This window comes from Novosphingobium malaysiense (genome assembly GCF_000802225.1).
Taxonomy (GTDB): Bacteria; Pseudomonadota; Alphaproteobacteria; order Sphingomonadales; family Sphingomonadaceae; genus Novosphingobium; species Novosphingobium malaysiense.
In genome coordinates this window covers 88,507-109,150 of record NZ_JTDI01000005.1, presented here as the reverse complement: position 1 = coordinate 109,150, position 20,644 = coordinate 88,507, and the positions used below count along the sequence as shown (strand labels likewise).

15 protein-coding genes are annotated in these 20,644 nt (G+C 62.6%); 11 read left to right on the top strand and 4 right to left on the bottom strand.

The annotated features are described in order from the left end of the window. Positions 1 to 117 precede the first annotated feature (117 nt). Positions 118 to 1,236, top strand: a complete 1,119-nt coding sequence (locus LK12_RS16200; protein ID WP_156135515.1) for a hypothetical protein — start codon at positions 118 to 120, stop codon at positions 1,234 to 1,236. A gap of 145 nt (positions 1,237 to 1,381) precedes the next feature. On the opposite strand, the gene LK12_RS16195 is transcribed toward LK12_RS16200, so the two are convergent. Genes LK12_RS16195 through LK12_RS16185 form a run of 3 tightly spaced genes read right to left on the bottom strand, consistent with a single transcriptional unit; the run spans position 1,382 to position 4,600 of the window. After that, positions 1,382 to 3,586: a xanthine dehydrogenase family protein molybdopterin-binding subunit gene (locus LK12_RS16195; RefSeq protein WP_039286302.1), complete on the bottom strand. Its 2,205-nt coding sequence runs from the start codon at positions 3,584 to 3,586 to the stop codon at positions 1,382 to 1,384. Further along, on the bottom strand, positions 3,583 to 4,065 hold the full coding sequence (locus LK12_RS16190) for a (2Fe-2S)-binding protein (RefSeq protein ID WP_039286301.1): 483 nt from the start codon (positions 4,063 to 4,065) through the stop codon (positions 3,583 to 3,585). The genes LK12_RS16195 and LK12_RS16190 overlap by 4 nt, the downstream gene beginning before the upstream one ends. 49 nt (positions 4,066 to 4,114) lie before the next feature. Further along, on the bottom strand, positions 4,115 to 4,600 hold the full coding sequence (locus tag LK12_RS16185; RefSeq protein WP_039286300.1) for a c-type cytochrome: 486 nt from the start codon (positions 4,598 to 4,600) through the stop codon (positions 4,115 to 4,117). 151 nt (positions 4,601 to 4,751) lie between these two features. On the opposite strand from LK12_RS16185, the gene LK12_RS16180 reads away from it, so the two are divergent. The 9 genes from LK12_RS16180 to qhpE all read left to right on the top strand — a co-directional run bounded on the left by LK12_RS16180 (position 4,752) and on the right by qhpE (position 15,239). Continuing rightward, positions 4,752 to 5,414, top strand: a complete 663-nt coding sequence (locus LK12_RS16180; RefSeq protein WP_039286299.1) for a TetR/AcrR family transcriptional regulator — start codon at positions 4,752 to 4,754, stop codon at positions 5,412 to 5,414. Between the two features lie 77 nt (positions 5,415 to 5,491). Then, the gene (locus tag LK12_RS16175; RefSeq protein ID WP_052223494.1) at positions 5,492 to 6,676 is read left to right on the top strand and encodes a hypothetical protein; all 1,185 of its coding nucleotides are present in this window, start codon (positions 5,492 to 5,494) and stop codon (positions 6,674 to 6,676) included. Positions 6,677 to 7,137: 461 nt separating this feature from the next. Next, the gene (peaA, locus tag LK12_RS16170; protein ID WP_039286298.1) at positions 7,138 to 8,859 is read left to right on the top strand and encodes a quinohemoprotein amine dehydrogenase subunit alpha; all 1,722 of its coding nucleotides are present in this window, start codon (positions 7,138 to 7,140) and stop codon (positions 8,857 to 8,859) included. Continuing rightward, positions 8,856 to 10,322 carry a quinohemoprotein amine dehydrogenase maturation protein gene (gene peaB / locus LK12_RS16165; RefSeq protein WP_231568385.1) on the top strand — a complete coding sequence of 489 codons (1,467 nt, stop codon included), beginning with the start codon at positions 8,856 to 8,858 and terminating at the stop codon, positions 10,320 to 10,322. The genes peaA and peaB overlap by 4 nt, the downstream gene beginning before the upstream one ends. After that, positions 10,319 to 10,651, top strand: a complete 333-nt coding sequence (qhpC, locus tag LK12_RS16160; RefSeq protein WP_039286296.1) for a quinohemoprotein amine dehydrogenase subunit gamma — start codon at positions 10,319 to 10,321, stop codon at positions 10,649 to 10,651. The genes peaB and qhpC overlap by 4 nt, the downstream gene beginning before the upstream one ends. A gap of 50 nt (positions 10,652 to 10,701) precedes the next feature. Continuing rightward, entirely contained in the window at positions 10,702 to 11,787 is a 1,086-nt protein-coding gene (locus tag LK12_RS16155) for a YncE family protein (RefSeq protein ID WP_039286294.1), read from the top strand. 14 nt (positions 11,788 to 11,801) lie between these two features. Then, a complete protein-coding gene (locus LK12_RS16150) occupies positions 11,802 to 12,797 on the top strand; it encodes a hypothetical protein (protein ID WP_052223493.1) in 996 nt (331 codons plus the stop codon). Next, positions 12,794 to 14,530, top strand: coding sequence for an ABC transporter ATP-binding protein (locus tag LK12_RS16145; RefSeq protein WP_052223492.1), 1,737 nt, complete (start codon positions 12,794 to 12,796; stop codon positions 14,528 to 14,530). Before LK12_RS16150 ends, LK12_RS16145 begins: the two co-directional genes overlap by 4 nt. A 1-nt stretch (position 14,531) precedes the next feature. After that, positions 14,532 to 15,239 carry a subtilisin-like serine protease QhpE gene (gene qhpE, locus LK12_RS16140; protein WP_082010559.1) on the top strand — a complete coding sequence of 236 codons (708 nt, stop codon included), beginning with the start codon at positions 14,532 to 14,534 and terminating at the stop codon, positions 15,237 to 15,239. 106 nt (positions 15,240 to 15,345) lie between these two features. On the opposite strand, the gene LK12_RS16135 is transcribed toward qhpE, so the two are convergent. After that, positions 15,346 to 17,946, bottom strand: coding sequence for a TonB-dependent receptor (locus tag LK12_RS16135; RefSeq protein ID WP_052223491.1), 2,601 nt, complete (start codon positions 17,944 to 17,946; stop codon positions 15,346 to 15,348). A 558-nt stretch (positions 17,947 to 18,504) separates the two neighbouring features. Between LK12_RS16135 and LK12_RS16130 the strand changes: the two genes are divergently transcribed. Continuing rightward, positions 18,505 to 20,553: a tetratricopeptide repeat-containing sulfotransferase family protein gene (locus tag LK12_RS16130; RefSeq protein WP_039286288.1), complete on the top strand. Its 2,049-nt coding sequence runs from the start codon at positions 18,505 to 18,507 to the stop codon at positions 20,551 to 20,553. The last annotated feature ends 91 nt before the right edge of the window (positions 20,554 to 20,644 follow it).

The following is a 20,644-nucleotide window of genomic DNA, read 5'->3' as shown; positions in this document are numbered from 1 at the left end:
TCATTGAGCGCGCTCGGCATTATATTAGATTATCACAATTCATGGAGGGGAAGATAGAGAATGCGTAGATTTATGAAGAATGTCGCTACTGCAACGGCCCCGGCTGCTCTGATAGCGATGAGCGTAGGCGTCGCGGCACTCGTTCCGGTGGGCGCGTCCGCACAGGAGCACGGCGGACACGAGAGCGGGAGCGATCACAGTCACGAGGATCACGGCGGACAAGGCCAGAAGGGTGGCAAGGGCCGCGCGCCTGGCGAAGCATCCGCCGGTGGACACCGCGGAATGGAGGACATCTTCCGCGATATCGGCTCTGCCGACGAGGACTCCGACCGCCCAAGCTGGGCCGGTGAAAAGGGAGGCAAGAACGAACACGGCGGCCAGCCCGGCTCTGCCGGGAGCACGCGCGGTGACCTTTACGGCGATCTCTACGTCATCCTGCGCGACGACGACGGCGTTCCGATCCTGAACGAGGACGGTTTCGTCCAGCCGATCGATGCCGAGGGCAATCCCATCCCGCTCGACGACGAAGGCGCGCCGATCGACTTGAGCCTGGTCCAGGAAGTCGAGATGGGTCGCCTGAATGTCGGACGGGCGCCCACGTCGGTGCTCATTCAGCGTGCGGACGAAGTCGTGGCTCTGCTCAGCACGGCCACGGCGATTACCACCGATGCCGCGGGACGATTGGTCGTGACCAACCCTGACGGGACCACCAAGACGATCGATGCGCCGCTGGAAAACCTGGCGCTCTACGTCGCGCTGATGACCGAAGGGACGATTCCGGGAGTTACCGACCTGCCCGGGACCGATTTCGACTTTCTCGTCGATGGCGAACTCACGCCGGAGGACATGGCTGTCGCGACCAGTCTTCTGGCCGGCGCATCCGACAAGTTCGAGACCCTCTCGCCGGACGCCGTGGCATACATCAATGCCATCCTCGACATCAACGACACGACGGTCGGGGACGTGACCTACTCGGATGTCGATTACAGCACCTACAACTACGACCGGTCCGACACTTACGGCGACGTGACCACAACGGTGCTGATCAAGCAGGACGACGGCAGCTGGCTCCCGACCGAAGTCAACATCTACGACGCGGTGTTCGGCAACGAGGACTACAGCGGGACCGGCACCTTCACGGCGTTCGCGACCGCGGTGGACGATGCCCGAACGGTCATCAACTACATCCACGAATACGCAGTGCCGGCAGACACGCCGGCCGAAGCGGAAGAATAAGACAGGGCAAACACTTCGGCGGCGGGGCGAGTTCGATGGACTCACCCCGCCAGCCCGCTGCCTTGTGCCGGCATGCAGGCCGATCGGTGCCGTCCACGGCCGCATCGACCGGTTTGATAACGACCGACAGCCCCCGGCCCGCGTGTCAGGCAGTCTGGCCTTGCAGTTGCATCGGGAGGGAACGAATCCTCTTGCCGGTGGCCGCATAGATGGCATTGGCAAGAGCCGGAATGACGGGCGGCAGCGCGGGCTCGCCGAGGCCGGTTGGCGGGAACGGCGAAGTAACGAACGTCACCGCTACGTCCTGCGGCGCCGCTTCGATGCGCAGGAGGGGAAAACTGTCGAAGTTCTCCTGCACTATAGCGCCGTCGACCTGATCCACCTTCTGACCGATCATTGCCTGGGCCAATCCCTCGATAGCGGCTCCCTGAACCTGGTGCAGGGCATTTACGGGATTGATCACATGGCTGCCGATGTCACCGGCAACCCAGATCTTGTCGACCTTGACGGTTCCGCCCTCGGACACCGTGGCATCAAGAATTTCGGCAAAATAACCTGCATGGCTGAAATAGAAGCCGAAGCCCCTTCCCCTGCCGCCGGCGCCGGATGGACGTTTCGCGTCCCAGTTTGCGAATGTGCAGACTTCCTCGATAACCTTGCGGGCACGGCCGGTGTTGAACTGGTTGGCGCGGCCGACCTTGGGCAGCAGACGGTCCTCGCCCAGAATGCGCAGGACGAATGTCGGCAGGTCGACCCCGGCGGCTTCCGCCAGTTCATCGAGGAAGGACTGGAACACGAACCCCATGGCATTGGAGGTCGGCGCACGCAGCCAGCCGGTGGGAAGGTTGGTCGGCAGATAGGTCGCACCGAAATGCACGTCGGAGACAATCTGCGCCGGGAACTCGGTTTCCTCCAGCTCCGCCGCGCGCACGGGTTCTCCATCGGCACCGAAACTCACGAAGTGATCCTTGAGCGCGACGAGACGGCCTTCGTTGTCCAACCCGGCGGTCAGTTCATGCCATCCGCCCGGCCGGTAGTAATCGTGCCGCATGTCGTCGCCACGCGTGTAGATCAACTTCACAGGCTTGCCGGGAACGGCTCGGGCAATCTGGGCGGCCTGGACCATGTAGTCGTTCATCAGCCGCCGGCCAAAGCCACCGCCGATCCGGGTCATGTGGATCTTGATCGCATCCGGCGCGAGATCGAGCATCGCGGCAACTTCCTGCCGCCCTCTTTCCGGCGACTGCGATGGCGCCCAGAGAGTGAGTTGCCCGTCCTCGTAAAGGCCCGTGCAGTTCTGCGGTTCGAGCGTGCAATGCCCAAGGAACGGATAGTCATAGCGCGCCGTTACTGTCCGGGCGGCACCGGACAATTGCCCTTCGACGTCGCCCTTGCTCAGGATTTCGGCCTCCGGCGCTTGGGCAAGGGCCGTGTCGGCCTGTTCGGCGTAGGCTTCCGTCGAGAATTGCGTGAGCGTACCGGTGTCCCAATCGACCTTGAGCCTGCTGCGGGCCTGCTGCGCGGTCCACCAGCTGTCGGCGATGATCGCGAGGGCATCGAAACTACCCTTGGGCACAAGGCCGGTATTGATTGGCACCACGGCAAGTACGCCCTTGACCGCCTTCGCCGCCTGGTCGTCAACCGCGGCGATCGTGCCCTGGAACACCGGGCAGGCCTCCAGCGCGGCATAAACCATGCCGGGCAGCTCGGTATCGATGCCGAACAGGGGCTGCCCGCGAACAATGGCGGGCGTGTCTACACCGCGCCGCGAAGTCCCTATGATCCTGAAGGCACTGTCGGGCTTGAGCGGCACGGCGTCCAGCGCCGGTGGCGCGATCTTCACGGCCGCTTCAGTCAGCGAGGCATATGTCGCGGTTCGGCCGGATGCTGCATGACGAACCATGCCGCTGCCGGCGGTGAGCGTCTCGAACGCGACACCCCATTTGGTGGCTGCTGCCATGACGAGCATGCTACGGGCAGCCGCGCCGGCCTGCCGCATTGGCAGCCAGTTGACCGGTGTGGAACGGCTGCCGCCCGCGCTCTGCCTGCCGTATTTCTGTTCGTTTGCCAGGGTCTGCTCGATCCGGACCTGCTCCCAATCGACGTCGAGTTCCTCAGCGATGAGCATGGGCAGCATCGTCTTCACGCCCTGGCCGATCTCCGGGTTCTTGGCGCCGATCACCACACTGTTGTCCGGGTTGATGCGAATGAAGGCATTGAGCATCGCGCCGCTGCTACCCGCCTCTGCCTCGTCCGACAGCGCCAGCCAGGCGCCGAAGCTGAGAACCGCACCACCTACCAGCGATACCGAGAGAAACGATCGGCGGCTGATTTCGAGCGAGCCACTCATACCGCTGCTCCCTTTGCCTTGGCGGCCTGCCTGATCGCCTCGCGGATGCGCAGATATGTGGAGCAGCGGCAGATATTCCCGCTCATCACGGCATCGATATCTTCGTCCTGCGGATCAGGCATCTGCTCCAGAAGCCAGGTCGCCGTCATGATCTGTCCCGCCTGACAATAGCCGCATTGTGGCACGTCGAGGTCTTCCCACGCCGCCACGACATGCGGTCCTGCAGGCTGGGAGGTGACATCCTCGATTGTGGTAATCGTCGCCTCGCCGACGGCTCCGACCGGTGTCTGGCAGGAGCGGACTGGCTGGCCATCGAGCAGGACCGTGCAGGCTCCGCACAGTCCCGCCCCGCATCCGAACTTCGTGCCAGGCAGGTGAAGATCCTCGCGCAGAACCCACAGCAGCGGCTTTTCCGGATCCACCGAAATGCTGTGGCTGCCCCGATTGACTGTCAGATCCATCGACTTTCTACCCTCCATTGGCCGATCCCGGCCAAACTTTCCTTGCAAGGTTGGATCACGCCGCGGTTCAGGGAATTGCGCCCTTGGCAGCAAGAGCGGCCCGCTGCTTTGCCACTTGGGCTGCGGACAGACGCCCCGCATTTCGCACATGCTTGACTTCGGCTGCGGTGAACGCCGCTATCTTCTTGCCGGGCTTTTCCAGCGCGACGGTAAAGTTCAGCGTGTCCGCAATGTCCTGATCGCTGAGCGACCCCATTGGCGGCATCATTCCGTTGAGTTGTCGTCCATCGACGCTGACGGCACCGAAAATTCCGTAAAGCAGCACCGAGATCAGGTAGCTTCGCCCGTCCTTCGACGTGGCAATCTGACCGACACGGCCCTTGAGGCGTGGAAACTGGCCAAGGACCCCGGCGCCGTCGGCCTTGTGGCATGCCGAGCAACGCGAGGAATAGACCTCGGCTCCATCGGCATGCGCCGACGAGGCATGGACTGCCGGCAGCAGTCCGGCGGCCACGAGCACGATACGGCTAAGCTTGGACACTTTGTCCGGCATTAACGCTCCTCGGGAATGGGGGATATAGGCACGGGCTGAAACTTGGACAGTCATCAAGATTTCGTCAAGAAGCAATTGCCGTCCGCAATCCAATCGGCCCGCAATGTCAGGGGGGGGTGGCCCGATGAGTGATTGAAGCGTATCAAGCCCTATGACCGATACCGAAGTTGCGCCTACGCGTCCGGGAATCTATTCGCGCGGCACCGAAACCGTCGATGCTATTCTAAAGGCTGCTCTAAATGTCCTGATCGAGGAAGGGGCAGAGGCCTTCAGCGTTCGCCGGATCGCGACCGAATGCGGGCTGCGCGTTGGCAACGTCAGCTACCATTTTCCGAAAAAGGAGATGCTCGTTCAGGTGCTGCTGGACGAGATCATGGATAACTACAACACCAAGCTGGAAGTGAGCGTACGCCAGCCGGAGCTCTCCGATGAAGATCGCCTCCGGCTCGTCATCGTCATCTGCCTCGATGACATCTGCTCAAAGCGAACCACGCACCTGTTCACCGAGCTTTGGGCGCTGGCCAATCACAACGACTTCATCGCCGATCGGGTGCACAGCTTCTATGCAAAGGTCCACGATGTGATCGGCGAGTACGTCCAGCGGATCAATCCCGACCTGAGCAGCGACGAGGTGCACACGCTTTCGCTGTTCATCAGCGCCTCCATGGAAGGCACCACCCCCTTCCTCGGCTACCAGAAACCATGGAACGACAAGATGGGCGCCATAAAGGCGCTTTCGGCGTCCTGGTTCATTGATCTTGTCAAAACGGTAAAGCCGGGTGACATTGCCGATCTGACAAAACGTTTATCCTGATCGAATCGGAGGGGTGCCCTGCGGGCTAAGCGCGTTGAGCGCTGTCGCACTGTTGTTGGGGGTGTCCAGTGATTCGAATGTCCGGCGAACGTCTCGTCCTTCCTGCCATTATTCTGGCCTGTGTCGGCTGCCTGCAGCCAGGCATCGATCCGGTCTTCCTCACCCTGCTCTCCTCCGTCCATGGGTTGGCACCGGAATTTCACGGCTGGGTCGTCAGCGCCACGCAGTCGGGCATGGCTATCGGATCGTTGCTGACCTGGCGTTGGGGGGCACGCATTCCCCAAGCTGGTTTCATGCTCGCGGCAGGGTTTGCGGCAATCGCCGCACTGGCAACGCCTCACGCCACGCCATTGCCGGCCTTGCTGGCCTTACGCGCCCTTTACGGGGCCACGATGGGAATGCTCTACACACAGGCGATGAGCAATGCGGCGATGAATCGCCCGCATGGAGCCTACGGCGCGGTTTTCCTGTGCCAGTTGATGCTTTCAACGGCCATCGCCATCGGCCTGCCGGCCATCTCCGGTGTCGCCGGTCCGGCCACGGCGCTCACTGCCCTGGTCGCGGCCCCGCTTGGCGCACTGATGCTCGTCATGTTCTCGTCGCAATCCACAGGCCAAGGCCTACATCGTCCGGAACCCGCTGATCCGCAGGAGCTGGAAGCGACGAGCTTTCGCGCCTGGGCTACGGCAGGTGCTACCTTGCTGTTCATCTGCTCGACGATGATGGTCTGGACCTTCTCCGGCGCGCTCGCCGTGGAAGCAGGCATTTCGGAAGCCGTCATCGGCCAGGCCGTCGCGCTCGGATCGCTGGCCGGAGCAGCCACCGCGTTCCTCGTCATGCGGGAGCGGGCCGTCGTTCCGCCACCGCTCACCGGATTGCTGGCAGGTATTTCGCTGCTCGCCCCGATTGCTGCCACCCGCAGCGGGGACGACATGCTGTTCATCGTGGCCATCGTTCTGCTCAATGTCGGCTCGACGGCCATCATCGTGCGCAGTTCCGGTCTTGCCAGTGCCGCCAGCCGCGGCAGCCTGTTCCGCCGCTTTGTTGCCTGCACGCATGCCCTTGGCATGATCATGGGCCCTCTCACAGGATCGCTGGCAGCGGGAACCTTCGGGCGCACAGGCTTGCTTGTGGCCGCGGTACTGACGATTACCACGGCGTGCCTGTTGTTGCTGTTCGCTGAAGCAAGGTCGCTCAAGCTGCGCCCCTGGACGATCCATCGGGAAGCACTCGACAAGTTTTTGCTCAGCGCCCGCTCCTAGCTTCGTACGTTCACCGCCGCACGAAGCCATAGCCCATGGCATGCCGTTCCCTAACCGTTGGCCGCATGCCGTCGAGGCGAAAACAATGGGCAACCACGCGGCGACATCGGTCGGACTCCTGCCGTTTCAGCTAAGGGCGCGCCCGCGGTTCGTCAGGTCAGGTTAGGTCACATCAATCCATACCCAGCGCAGCCTCGAGTGGCAGGAACGCAACCAGGCCCCTTCTTCGCAAACGCACAAAAATTGTCGCTTGACCTAATTTTGACATTCGTCCTATATTTGAATCGCTGGATCGAGATTCCGCAGTTTTTCTGGTCTTTGGGGGCATTTCAAATATGACCGCTTCACACGAGGATATGGACGGAAAGATATGCGGCAGCACAACAAACGAACATTCCTCGGAGGTGGCCGCACGAGCCGCCCGGACGGGCACTTGGCGTCGCGCGGGTGCGCGGAAATTCGTGCTGGCTCCGTTGCTGGCAACAAGCGTCCTTTCCGCTTCGATCGTCGTCGCGCAAGTCAAGACGGACAACGAGGCTGACCTCGATCCGGCGGACTGGATCGAAAGGGAAGCCGGCATCCCGGTGACCGACAAGTTGACCATCGAGAAGTGCGGCTCGTGCCACGCCCCTGACGACAAGGGCAATCTCTCGCGCATTTCGTGGATCCGCGCGACGCCCGAGGGGTGGTCTCAGGCGATCAAGCGCATGGTCAAACTCAATGGCCTGTCCATCACGCCGCAGGAAGCGCGCGACGTGGTCAAGTACCTCGGGACCTGGCACGGGCTCTCGCCCGAAGAGGCCAAGCCGGTCATGTACTTTACAGAGCGCCGGATCCAGGATGAGACGATCATTCCCAACGAAGCGGTGCAACATGGCTGTGCATCGTGCCATGCCTTTGCCCAGCCGATGTCCTCGCGCCGCAGCCGCCGCGAATGGGGCTTGCTGCAAAACATGCACAAGGCACTCTACTCGCAGGCCGACTATCAGATGAGCCAACCGGCCGAGGGGCAGCCGGAACCCGAGGATTCGTCCAAAAAGCCGATCACCCGCGGCGAAGTCGCGCTCGACTGGCTGAGCAAGGAGGCCAACCTCCACAGCGCGACATGGGCCGACTGGCGCCCGCGCATCCGGACGCCGAAGCTTGCCGGCACATGGGTGCTCTCGGGCAAGCTGCGCGGACAGGGGCGGTTCGTGGGCGAGATGACGATTGCCCCGGCGGGCGACGACTTCACCACGACCACAACCTTGCGTTCGCTTGAAACCGGCCAGACCATGACCCGCTCGGGCAAGGGCCTCGTCTACGCGGGCTATTCCTGGCGCGGCACTTCAACCGGAAGCGGCCAGCCGGCCAAGCCCGACGACATGGCAGGCACATTGCGCGAGACGATGTGGTTCGCACCCGACCAGTCCAGCGCCCAGGGCCGCTGGTACTGGGGCGAATATCACGAATTCGGCGTAGACGTGACAATGACCCGTGTTACCGGGGGGCCAGTGCTGGCCGCGGTTTCGCCGCTGGGCGTGAAGACCGGATCAAAGGGCACAGACCTTCACATTTACGGCGCTTCGCTTCCTTCAGACCTGTCGACGGCCGACCTGGACTTCGGCGGCGGGGTTACAGTGCGCAAGGTCACTGTGCTGTCTCCCGGCGAAGCCGTGGCGACCATCGACGTTTCGCCGCAAGCCATCGTCGGCCTTCACGACGTCGCGCTCAACGGCACCGTCCTGCCCAAGGCCCTGCCCGTCTACCGCTCCGTCGACTACATGAAGGTCACGCCCGAGACCGCGCTGGCCCACCTCGGCGGCATAAAATACGGCAAGGGTTACGAACAATTCGAGGCCACCGCCTGGTCGAAGGGACCGGACGGCAAGCCTGGCACCGACGACGATTTCCCCATCATGCCCGTGGATGCCAACTGGGCCATGAAGGAATTCCCGACCGTTACGTACGACAACGACATCAAGTTCGTCGGGCAGCTCGACAATGCTGGCTTCTTCACGCCGAACGTCGAGGGGCCGAACCCGGAGCGCCGCTTCAGCCGCAACAACTATGGCGAAGTCTGGATCGTCGCGACCGCCAAGACACTGAACGGCAAGGACGGCAAGCCGCTGAGCGCGCAGGCCTACCTCGTCACGACCGTGCCCGCCTACAAGCGCTGGGATCAGCCGGAGGTTTCGCAATGAACGATATGACCATCATTCCCTCGGGCCACTACCGCCTCGGCGAAATGCATGAATTCAGCGCGGCCGATCAGCCCTTTATGTATCTGGTTTCCGCCGGCGCCATCTTTGCGCTCGACGAAGGTGCCCATGCCGTCCTGCGCAGGCTGGAAACCGAAAGCCTGAGCCATGGCGAACTCGTCAATGCCCTGCTGGAAAGCGGATATACGCGCCAGGACGCCGAGGAACTGATCCGCGAACTTCTGTTCGTGCACGGGATCGTGTCCGACAAGGTCAGCCTTTCTCCCACGCCCGCGCCCAGCGCGCCGCCGGCCGACTTTCCGCTGCAGGCGCTGGTGCTCAACATCACCAACCAGTGCAATCTGGCCTGCACCTACTGCTACGAGTTCGGGGCGGACAAGATCGCCACGCCGCAGGGCAAGCCCAAGTTCATGTCGCTGGAAACGGCCAAGACTTCGGTCGACTTCCTCCTGCGCAAGTCCGCCGGCAGGCAGGCCGTCCACATCACCTTCTTCGGCGGCGAAACACTGATGAACTTCCCGCTGCTGCGCGAAGTGGTCGCCTATGCCCGCGAACAGGCCGAGGCGCAGGGGCGCGGCATCGGCTTCAGCCTGACGACCAATGCCACGCTGCTGACCGACGAGATCATCGCGTTCCTTTCCGACAACGAGATCGGCGTCACCGTCAGCATGGACGGTCCGCCCGATCTTCAGGACAAGCGCCGCGTCTACAAGTCGGGCAAGGGCAGCTATGCCGTCATCGAGCCGCGCCTGCGCAAGCTGATCGCCAACCACCGGACCCGGGCCATCACCGCGCGCGTGACGCTGACCGACGGCGTCACCGACGTGATCCGGATCTTCCGCCACCTGAAGGAAGACCTTGGCTTTCACGAGGTGGGTTTTGCTCCCGTCACCAATTCCGGCGAGCAGGACTATAGGATCGACGACAACGGCATGGACGAGGTCCTGCGCCAGTTCCATGAACTGGCCGATGAATGGCTCGAATATGCGTTGCGCGGCGAGATGCATGGCTTCTCCAACGTCAGCGAGACGATCGGCGAACTGATCCAGGGCGTGAACAAGTCGCACCCCTGCGGTGCCGGCCTCGGTCTGCTGGGCGTCAGCCCCTCGGGCGACCTGTCGCCGTGCCATCGCTTCACCGATGCCGACACCCACACGCTGGGCCATATCTCGACCGACATCGACACCGAAAAGCGCGAGGACTTCCTCTCACGCGGGCACGTCGAGGCCAAGTACGAGTGCCAGAGCTGCTGGGCGCGACCGCTTTGCGCGGGTGGATGCCATCACGAGGCCTTCGTGCGCTATGGCGACACCGGCCACGCCAATCTCCATTACTGCGACTGGATCCGCGAATGGACCGACACGTGCCTGCGCATCTACGGCGCAGTCTCCGTGCTCAATCCCCAATTCCTGGACCGCTTTGCATCACGAAAGGGCTTGTCATGAAGCATCTTCGCCCCGTCAACCGGAAGGCAGCCCGGATTGATGAGACCGCCTCGCTGATGGAAGAGGACGTCGTCGCCCTTCAGCAGCAGGCGCCCAAGCCGCACGTGCCGATGGGCTGCACCCTGTCCTTCTCGCCCGGCTGGGAAGTCGATGCGGGCGGCGGCACCGCCGGCCTCTGCCAACCGGTCGAGCGCGACATCTACGACTGCTACGTCACCTGCTTCTGGCCGGTACAGGTCCCCGATCACGTCAACTACTCGCCCGACTGGGCCAGCAACTGCGCCGTCGCCACCAAGGACTGGCGCAACCTGGATCTGGTCTTTCCCTGATCGACGCGCCTCACCCGCCCTGACGCATTTCTCGAGGAAGAGCCCTCAGCATGAAGATGTTTCGCCTTGCACTCGCGGCCCTCGGCGCCACCACCGCCGCAGCGTCCACCCAGGCTGCCACGATCGTGCTCGGCGGCTATCCCGACCAGATCCAGATGGTGGACGACACCAGCGGCAAGGTAGTCCAGAAGGTGGATCTCAAGACCGGCCTGCCGACGAACATCCAGTTTTCGGCAGATGGGAAGCGCATCTACATCACCACGCTGACGACCGGCGGCATTGAAGTGATGGACGCGGCATCCCGCAAGATCATCTCGAGCGTCAGCCTCAACACGCCTGTGACGCGCTACCGCTTCAGCGGCGGTGTTCCCGATCAGAGCGGTCGCTATTTCTACATCGTCGGCAACCGCATCGACAAGGAAGCGGACCTCTACCGCTTCAGCAAGCCGCGCTTCATGAAGGTCGATCTGAAAAGCGGCGAGGTCGTGAAGGCGGTCGACTTCGACCCGGAGGACGAAAGCCCGGGCTATCGCACCAAGCTTGCGATAGCGCCCGATGGCAAGACCCTCTACGTCTTCCAGAAGAAGGTTCTCGTCGTCGATACCGCCGACCTCAAGGTCGTCGACCGGATCGACCTGCAGAAGCCGGATTTCCCCGGGATGCAAAACGTCGGAATGGGTGGCGGCCTGGAAACGCTGCGGCAGGCGGGCACTTACGTCTCGGTATTCAATTCCGAGGATCCCTACATCCACAACAAGGTGTTCGGCATCGCCCGGTTCGATCTGAGTGCCCGCACCTTCGACTTCGAGCCCATCGGTCCCGCACCCGAGGAGATGGCCGGGCTGGAAGTGACGCCCGATGGCAAGGACGGCTACACGGTCGCCGTGATGGGCGACCTCGGGAACAAGCGCTGCGAGTTCTGGCATTTCGACCTGACGACCAACACCGCGCTCGACAAGGCCGAGTTCCCGTGCCGCTCGCGCTTCTATTTCAGCATGTCGCGCGACGGGAAGAAGCTGTATATCTACGGCGCCGGTTACGACATCGCCGTCTACGACGCAAAAACCCTGAAGTTCGAACAGGATTGGGAACTGACGAACGACATCACGATGGCCGGACTGCTGACCTTGCCTTGAGCGTGCACTGGACGGTGGAGATCATCGGAGGCGGCGTCGCGGCGGCGTGCTGCGACCACCTTCTGACCAAGGAAGGGGCCATTCTTCAGCGCTCCCCCCATCCGCGCGTTTCGATACCCGCCCTCATGCTGAGCGATCCGGCGCGCGCATTGCTGCGGGACTGCCTCGATCTGCCCGCATTGTTCTCCGACAGGCCCCGCATAACCCGCCGTATCGTCGCATGGGGCGGGCAGGAGCCGGTGGAACTTCCGCACCATGCCGTGATGCTCGGTGCCGGTGATCTGGACTTCGCACCGTCCGGCCAGGCCCGCTACGCGGACCTCGCCGCGGGAGACGTGGAAATGACCATCACCACCCTGCGTACCGAACCCGACGACGGACTGGTGCGCTTCGGCGACAGGGCCGGCGAAACCGCGCCGGTGCGCCTGCTCGACGCCGGCGATGCCGATGCCTGCTGGGTAGAGGCGGTGGAGGAGGGCTGGCTGTTCATGATACCCTCCAGCGCCGATAGCGGCTGGCTACTTGCGATCGGCGCCCCTTGCGCCCAACTGCTGGATCAAAGCCGCCACCTCGCCCCGCGCATCATCCTCGATGCGGGCAAGGCCGCGCAATTCGACACCACGCCCCGCATGTTGCGCACCATGGCCCGGAATGGCCAGCTGGCCTGCGGCTCTGCCTCCATGGCTTTCGATCCGATCTGCGGCGACGGCACGGCATTGGCCGTGCGGCAGGCCATCCTGGTTTCGGCCATCGCCGTTGCCTATCGCGAAGGGGAAGAGCCAGAGGCGCTCCTCGGCCACTATCGGGCCATGATGACAGCGTCCATGCGGCGACACTTGCGCCTCTGCTTCGAATTCTACGCTTCCGGCGGGACCGGGCCCTGGTGGCGCGCCCAGCAGGAGACCCTGGCCGAAGGCTTCGCCGCATGCAGCGCCCGCCTCGAACGCGAGCCGCCCCCCCGCTATGCGCTGGAAGGCTTCCGCCTCGTTCCCCGGTCCCTGGCCGCATGAAGTCGGAGGCGAACGAAGCCGCCGGGAGGGCGCCCGACGACGAGATCGCCGGCTGGTCGAGCTATCGCAGGCTGCTACCGTTCCTGAAGCCCTATTACCGGCCGCTGGCACTTGTCCTGGTGCTCAGCCTGATGTCGACCTCGCTCAACCTCATGCAGCCCTATCTGTCGAAGCTGATGATCGACAAGGCTCTGCTGCGCGGCGACATGCAGGCGCTGGTCCAGATCGCGGGCGCCATGATCCTCGTCTCGCTGGGCGGCTTCGCGCTGAACATGTTCTCGAGCTACCGCTACGTATCGGCATCAGCCGACATGCTGTTCGATATCCGCGCGGCCCTGCTGCAACACCTGCAGCGGCTCTCGCCTCGCTTCTACGCGCGTTTCCGCCTCGGCGACCTGATGTCGCGGATCAACAGCGATGTGAGCGACATCCAGCGCGTAACGGCCGATTCCCTGCTCTCGGTGCTCAGCAACGTGCTCATGCTCGTCGGCTGCGTGGTGTTGATGCTCTGGCTCGATCCGGTCATGTTCCTGATCGGCGTCGTCATCATGCCGGTCTGCATCGGCCTCTTTGTTCACTACCAACGCAAGCTCACCGCGCTCACTCGGGTGATGCGCCAAAGAGGGGCGGATCTGGGCAGCTTGCTGGTCGATACCGTCATGGGGATGCGCACCGTCACCTCGCTGAATGCGGAGAGCCACGAAATCGGCCGGTTCCGCCAGCGCAACGACGCCTTCGTTTCCGCGATGATGAAGATGCAGCTCACGTCGTTTACGGCGGGCGCCTTGCCCGGCACGCTGCTGACCGCGTCGTCGTCGGCCGTCATTCTCTATGGCGGCGCGCAGATCTTTGCCGGCAAGATGACGATCGGCACGCTGGTGGCGTTCATGACTTACCAGTCGCGGCTCTTCTCACCGATACAGGTCCTGATGGGGCTGGTTTCGGGGCTCGCCTCGGCCCGCGTCTCGCTCGGCCGGATCTTCACGCTGTTCGATACCCAGCCCGACGTAACCGAATGCGCGGACGCCCTTCCCTTCGACGGCCTGCACGAAGAGCTGCGTTTCGAGCAGGTCAGCTTCCGCCATGGCGGGCGAGCCATTCTCGACGGGATCGACCTGTCCATTCCCGCGGGCCGGTTTTGCGCGATCCTCGGGCCGAGCGGCACCGGAAAATCGAGCTTGGCCGATCTCGTCATCCGTAACCTCGATCCCGACGAGGGCAGGATCACTGCCGATGGCACCGATCTGCGCTCGCTGAAGCTCAATGATCTCAGACGCGCGGTCGTCATGGTCGATCAGGCGCCGCACTTGTTCAACGACAGCTTGGCCAACAACATTGCCTTTGCCTGCCCGGAGGCAACGGACAGCGCCATTTCAGAAGCGGCCCGGCTCGCCGGTCTCGCCTCGCTTATCGCGCGGCTTCCCGAAGGGCTCGCCACCCACACCGGGGAACGCGGCCTTGCGCTTTCCGTTGGCGAGCGGCACCGTGTGGCCCTCGCCCGCGCACTGCTGCGTCGCCCCTCCGTACTCATTCTCGACGAGCCAAGCGCAGCCCTCGACGACGACACCGAGCGCGTCGTCGCGGAAGGGCTGAGGCAAGCCTTGCCGACCTCAACGATCATCGTGATCACGCACAAGCCGGCGCTGGCCTCGATGGCCGACATGACCGTCACGCTGGTCGAGGGAAAGGTGGAAACCCGGCAAAGACCGGACATGCTGAGCCAGTTCCGATAAGATGACTCTGCCGACCACAGGGCGAGGCGTTCGTATCGCCGTCATCGACAGCGGCGTCCATCCCGGGCACGATCACATCAATTCGTCCCTGCTGCTGCCCGGCGCCGCGATCGCCGGGGACGGGACGATCGATACAGGCCCCGAAGCCACCCTCGATCGAATGGGGCACGGCACGGCCGTTACCGCCGCGATACAGGAAAAGGCACCGGACGCGTCGTGCATCCCCGTCCGGGTGTTCCATGATGCGCTGAAGACGACTGGTTACGCCCTCATCACCGCCATCGACTGGGCAGCCGGGCAAGGCGCCGACATCATCAACCTGAGCCTCGGTTCGACCAACCCGGCCCACGCCCCGGCCTTTGCCGCTGCTGTCGAGAGGGCGCGCGATGCGGGCTCAATCGTGGTGGCGCCGTACGCGGTGGAAGAAACGCCCTGCTATCCCGGCGCATGCGAGGGCGTGCTGTCCGTGCGCCTCGACTGGGATTGTCCGCGCGAAACCTTCCGCGCGGCGACGGACGGGTCCGGACACTTTTCTGCATCGGGGTTGCCAAGGCCCATCCCCGGCGTGCCCCAGCGCCGCAATATCCACGGGATCAGCTTTGCGACCGCACAGATGTCGGGCTTTGCCGCGCGCGCGCTGGAAACTCTCGGCACAGCGGCCAACTGCAAGAACCGGATCGACGCGCTTCGGGCGGCCCTTCGCGCCTGATCCGGCCGCGCATGGGTTCAATTCAACGCTTCAGTCACCCCGCGCGCATAAAAAAGGCCTGCCGCGGAAATACCACGGCAGGCCCAAGAGTCTTTCCGTCAGGAACCTAGAATTTCTGGCCGAACCGAATGCCCATGAACCGGGGCTTGATCGGGTACACGCGTGAGGAATGCTCACAGACCTGGATCTGACAGAACGTGTTCTTGGTGAGCCAGCCACGCTTGTCGAACACATTCTGGACGAAGATCTCGGCACCCCATCCGTCTTTCTTCACGCCGAACGAAAGATCGAACGATGTGAAGCCACTCGTATCGCCCAGCAATTCGGCATAGGTTTCATTCAGGTCCTGCGTTGCGCCGGTCTGGTAATAGGCCACCCCCTGAACGTAGCCGGAGAGCTCATCGGAAAGGTAGGTTTCGTACCTGACAGACGTATTGCCCTTGAACTTCGGCTGGCGCGGAAGCCGCGTGCCGGACTTGGCGGCGACGTTCCCGTCTTCTTCGGTACAGCTGTCGTACTTTTCGAAGCCGGCCTCTCCGACAATGCGATAGGCGCAGAAATTGCCATCCAGCGCAGCATCGGTATAGGCGCCGGAAGTGGAAATAGTGACATCGCCCAGCTTGAGGTCGGCGTCGAATTCGACACCGTAGACACGAGCGTCACCCGCGTTGCCAGTGAAGCCGCCACCGGCCGCGCCGACCACCTGAACCCCGTACTGAATGTCCTTCCACTGTTCGTAGTATACGGCCGCGTTCAACCGGAAGATGTTGGCCCAGGTCGTCTTGAAGCCGAACTCGAAGTTGGTCAGCGTTTCGGCCTTGTAGGAAGGCGCGGGAACCGCGGTGCCGCGGATACTGACAGGCGAGTTCGCACCGCCCGGTCGGAAACCGGTCGAGTAGTTGAAGTACACCATTTTGCTGGGCTCGAACTGCCAGGTCAGAGCCAGCTTGTGGGTCTCGCCGTCTTCCTTGTACCGGTTGGTCTTGTCGGCCGCCAGCGGGTTCGTGCTGACGCAGTCCAGTCGATCCGTGAAAGGAACCGGGCAACCGACCGACATGGTCGGGAAATACCAGGCCGAAGACGAATAGCGCGCCTTGCCCGCAATACCACCCCAACCGATCAATGCCGATTCCGTCCAGAAATAGCGTATACCGGCCGTGAGCGTGAGGTTCGGCACGATTTCGTAATGGCCCTCGGCGAAGATCGCCGAGTCCTTCATCGTCAGATTGTATTCGCTCAGATAGAAGGCTTCGCGCCGCAGGGCAGCGGGAAGCGTGATCATGGTGCCGCCGTCCTCGATCGGGATCCCGAAGCCGTCGAGAGTGGTCGTGTTACCCCCTTCCGAATAGGAACCGCCGGCGGTGTAGCCGATGATGTCGTCCAGACCATGCGTGGCATAGTCGTTGTTGATCTTGTTCTTCTGCCACTGATAGAAACCGCCCACGGTCACATCGAACGGCCAGCTTTTCGGCGTTGTCAGGCGGATTTCCTGGTTGAACTTGTCCTGGAACGAATTGCCCTTGGTATACTGCGTCGGATTGATCAGTTCGCCATTCCGGTCGAAGAACTGCAGATAGTTTTCGTAGTATGAGAACTGGTCGTAGGCGACGGTATAGTAGGTATAGTCGTTGATCAGCTTGATCCGGCGCTTGTAATAGCCGGTGGACGAAACCAGATCGAAGTCGCCGATATGGCCGTGAATGGCCAGTGAGGCCTGAAACCACCTGTCGAGCTGGCGTGTCTCTTCATAATCGTGGACGACGAGATCGCCGCCGGGATTCTGGTGATCGCCCGTGATTTCGGTGGATGCGTCATAGTTGAAATAGCCGTACGCGATCTGCTCCTGGGCGGTGATCTGCGGCGTGATTTCCCAGCCCGGCGCCACTTCCCAGAGCGCCTGAATGCGGGCGCCGTAGGAATAGAGCGGGTTGTAGTTGTCCTTGACGAACTCCTCGTTGGTCATCGTGTAGCTGGTCAGAGGATTGTCATCACCCAGGTTGTACGTAAGCGTACCCGGAATGTTGTCGATGTACCCGCCGTCGTGCCGGTAGAAGCCCATGGCGCGGATCGCCAGATTGTCGGTGGCCGGGATGTTCACGTAGCCTTGGGCCACACCGCCAAAATCGCCTGCGTCGTATTTGTTGACCTCGAGATCATACCCCAGTTCGAACTTCCCGAGCACGGGCTTCTTGGTGATGAACCGGATCGTGCCCGCAAGCGAGCCGGCGCCGTAGAGCGTGCCTTGCGGGCCCGCGAGCGCTTCGACGCGTTCCAGGTCGTAGACGTGAATATCCGGAAAACCGCTGGTGATGCCCGCACTGAGCGACATCATGGGCATGTCGTCGATGTAATAGCCGGTCGCGTCATAGCGGCCGCCGGCAGGCACGATGCCCCGGAAATAGGGGTTTTGGCGCCCCGGACCAAGCCCATCGAACGAGACCGAAGGCAGCAGGTTGGCGAAGTCCGACATGCTCTTGATCTGACGCTGTTCAAGCTTCGCAGTTGCCAGCGCCTGCATCGAGATCGGAACCTTCTGCACGCTCTCGGCCGTGCGTGTCGCGGTCACGACGATGTCGCCCAGACCGCCTTGGCTACCGTCAGCCTCACCCACCGCGGCAGCGGGCGCGTCCGAAGCTTCTTCCGCCAGCGCAGTCGCCGGCGCCAGAAGAGGAGTGATGATTGCTGTCGTTGCAAGCAAGGAAACCATGCATGCTTTTCGCGACCTCGAAGGAATGCTCATGTGTTGAATGCCCCCTTGAATTACCGGATTGATCCTCTCCTTTCCCTTTGACCGTCCGCCTCTTGCGGACCGGCCCCACCGACCGTCCCCACACTCGCTTTCGAGTTGACGAAGACGCACACCTCCTGCCCCGAAGGAACCCCCTTCAGGCCCGCCTCCGGCAGAGCCGGAAACGCCGAACATTCATACTTCGAATCAAACGGACTTTTCGCGGATGCAGCATCCAGAACAACCGTCCTAAATTGAATAGTGCCACCCGAAGCAGCGCTGTCAAGCGCCTAATTCCGATGTTTGAGAAATTTTTTTGCCGGCTCTCCTCGACGAATCATAACGATCGTCCTAGGTTGACGTTGCAGTGCAAAAAAGGAATCGCATGGGGATCGCTTCCAAATTTTCACGGTCGGTCACGCTCGGAAACGCAACGGCGCAAGCGTTCCGTACGGGCTGCCTTTCCAGCGAATTGAGGTCCACTTCCGGCGGAGCAGATCCGGCCCGAGATCAGCGTTCATGAGAGCTCCTGCCAGGATGGCACATGCCCCCGCCTCAGCGCCGAACCCGCCCTTGCCCGACGCTCTGGCCCAGGCAGCAGCACTGCTGGACAACCGGCCGGAAGCGGCGTTGGCACAGGCCGAGACCATTCTGAAACGCGCGCCCGGCCTGCCCCCGGCGGAGTTGCTTGCATGCCAGGCCTTGCGCAGGATGGGCAAGCCGGCCGCGGCTCTCCCGCGCCTCGCCACGTTGGCCCGCACCCATTCGCGCGTGCCGGCGGTGCTCTGGGAACTGGCGCAGGCTGCCAGCGAAGCAGGCAAGACGCACGATGCGATCCTCGCACTGGAAAACCTGACGAGCAGCCAGCCCACCGTCGCGAGCGGTTGGTTCCTGCTGGCCAAGGAATTGCGAAAATCATGCCGCGATGAAGACGCGTGGCGCGCCGATCTTTCCGGTGTGCACGCATCCTCCCGCGATCCCGAGCTGCTCAAGGCAGCCGTTGCGATGAACGAGGACCGTCTGGACGAAAGCGCGTCCTTGCTCGAAGCCCGGCTCCAGCGGCAGCCCGGAGATCCGGCAGGCTGCCGCCTGCTGGGCGAGGTCAACTGGCGGCGCGGCGACATGACGGCGGCCCTGAGATGGGTCGAGCGCGCTCTGGAGCTGGCACCGGGTTTTGATCTTGCCCGGGACTTCCTCGTCCGCCTGCTGCTTCAGAATAACCGTCTGCGCGAAGCGCTGGAACACGCCGAGACGCTTGGCGCCTCGCCGATCAGGAGCCCTGGCCACGATCTCCTCAAGGCCTCGGTACTGGTACGGCTCGGCCATCAGGAAGAGGCGGAGCAACTTTACCAGAAGCTGCTCGCGCAAAACCCCGATCAACCTCAGGTCTGGCAAAATCTGGGCCACGTCCTGAAGACGCTGGGCCGGCAGTCGGAGGCCGTGCACGCTTATCGCCAGGCGGTATTCCACCAGCCCACCATGGGCGAAGCGTGGTGGAGCCTCGCCAATCTCAAGACGGTAAAACTGGGGCCGGACGACATTGCCGCGATGAACCAGGCTCTCGCGGACCTGGAGCGGGAAAGGGAGGACAGGCGGGAAGACATCTTCCACCTCCATTTCTCACTGGGCAAGGCGCTGGAAGATGCGACAGATTATGCCGCCTCTTTCCATCATTACGATCAGGGCAACCGCCTGCGACGCAGCATGATCCGCCATGACGCCGATGCGTTCTCTTCCGAAGCGGCAGCGGCCGCCCAGACGTTTACGGCAGATTTCATCACCCGAATGGGCACCGGCGGCTGCACGGCGCCAGACCCCATCTTCATTGTCGGCCTGCCCCGCTCGGGATCGACACTGGTCGAACAGATCCTTGCCAGCCACAGCCAGGTGGAAGGAACGATGGAACTGCCGGAAATGATGATGATCGCCGGACGGCTACAATCGCGACTGGACGAAGGCGAATTTCCCGATTTCAGCGCCCTGATTTCATCGCTTTCCCCCGCCGATCGCGCACGCCTGGGCGAAGAATATATCGAGCGGACGCGGGTGCACCGCAAGACCGGCAGGCCGTACTTTATCGACAAGATGCCCAACAATTGGCAGCATGTCGGCCTGATCCAGTTGATCCTTCCGAACGCCAAGATCATCGATGCTCGGCGACATCCGCTGTCGTGCTGTTTTTCCGGCTGGAAGCAACACTTCGCCCGAGGACAGACGTTCTCTTACGACCTCACTGACATCGGCCGCTACTACCGCGATTACGTCGACCTGATGAGCGCCTACGAGACAGCCGCTCCCGGCGCCGTGCACCGGGTCGCCTACGAGGACATGGTGACCAATACCGACGCCCAGGTCCGCCGCATGCTCGACTATATCGGCGTCCCGTTCGAACAGGCATGCTTGGAATTCTACAACAACGACAGGGCGGTAAGGACGGCGAGCTCCGAACAGGTTCGCCGACCAATCTTTACCGATGGCCTCGAGCACTGGAGAAACTACGCACAGTGGCTCACCCCATTGATAGAAACGCTCGGGCCGGCTCTCGACAGCAATGTGCAGCAATCCGCCCCCGACCGCGCCGACTGATGCAGATCACCACGATCTAGAGAGGTGGAACTCCGACTTGGAGGCACCGGGGATTCGGACCATTTCACCGTATCGATGTCGCCCAGCCCAC

Bases quoted from the DNA above. Each gene is read 5' to 3' on its own strand.
- LK12_RS16145 (WP_052223492.1), top strand. From the start codon at position 12,794: ATGAAGTCGGAGGCGAACGAAGCCGCCGGGAGGGCGCCCGACGACGAG.
- peaB (WP_231568385.1), top strand. From the start codon at position 8,856: ATGAACGATATGACCATCATTCCCTCGGGCCACTACCGCCTCGGCGAA.
- LK12_RS16155 (WP_039286294.1), top strand. From the start codon at position 10,702: ATGAAGATGTTTCGCCTTGCACTCGCGGCCCTCGGCGCCACCACCGCC.
- LK12_RS16175 (WP_052223494.1), top strand. From the start codon at position 5,492: ATGTCCGGCGAACGTCTCGTCCTTCCTGCCATTATTCTGGCCTGTGTC.
- LK12_RS16130 (WP_039286288.1), top strand. From the start codon at position 18,505: ATGGCACATGCCCCCGCCTCAGCGCCGAACCCGCCCTTGCCCGACGCT.
- qhpC (WP_039286296.1), top strand. From the start codon at position 10,319: ATGAAGCATCTTCGCCCCGTCAACCGGAAGGCAGCCCGGATTGATGAG.
- qhpE (WP_082010559.1), top strand. From the start codon at position 14,532: ATGACTCTGCCGACCACAGGGCGAGGCGTTCGTATCGCCGTCATCGAC.
- LK12_RS16135 (WP_052223491.1), bottom strand. From the start codon at position 17,946: ATGGTTTCCTTGCTTGCAACGACAGCAATCATCACTCCTCTTCTGGCG.
- LK12_RS16195 (WP_039286302.1), bottom strand. From the start codon at position 3,586: ATGAGTGGCTCGCTCGAAATCAGCCGCCGATCGTTTCTCTCGGTATCG.
- LK12_RS16190 (WP_039286301.1), bottom strand. From the start codon at position 4,065: ATGGAGGGTAGAAAGTCGATGGATCTGACAGTCAATCGGGGCAGCCAC.
- LK12_RS16180 (WP_039286299.1), top strand. From the start codon at position 4,752: ATGACCGATACCGAAGTTGCGCCTACGCGTCCGGGAATCTATTCGCGC.
- LK12_RS16200 (WP_156135515.1), top strand. From the start codon at position 118: ATGAGCGTAGGCGTCGCGGCACTCGTTCCGGTGGGCGCGTCCGCACAG.
- LK12_RS16185 (WP_039286300.1), bottom strand. From the start codon at position 4,600: ATGCCGGACAAAGTGTCCAAGCTTAGCCGTATCGTGCTCGTGGCCGCC.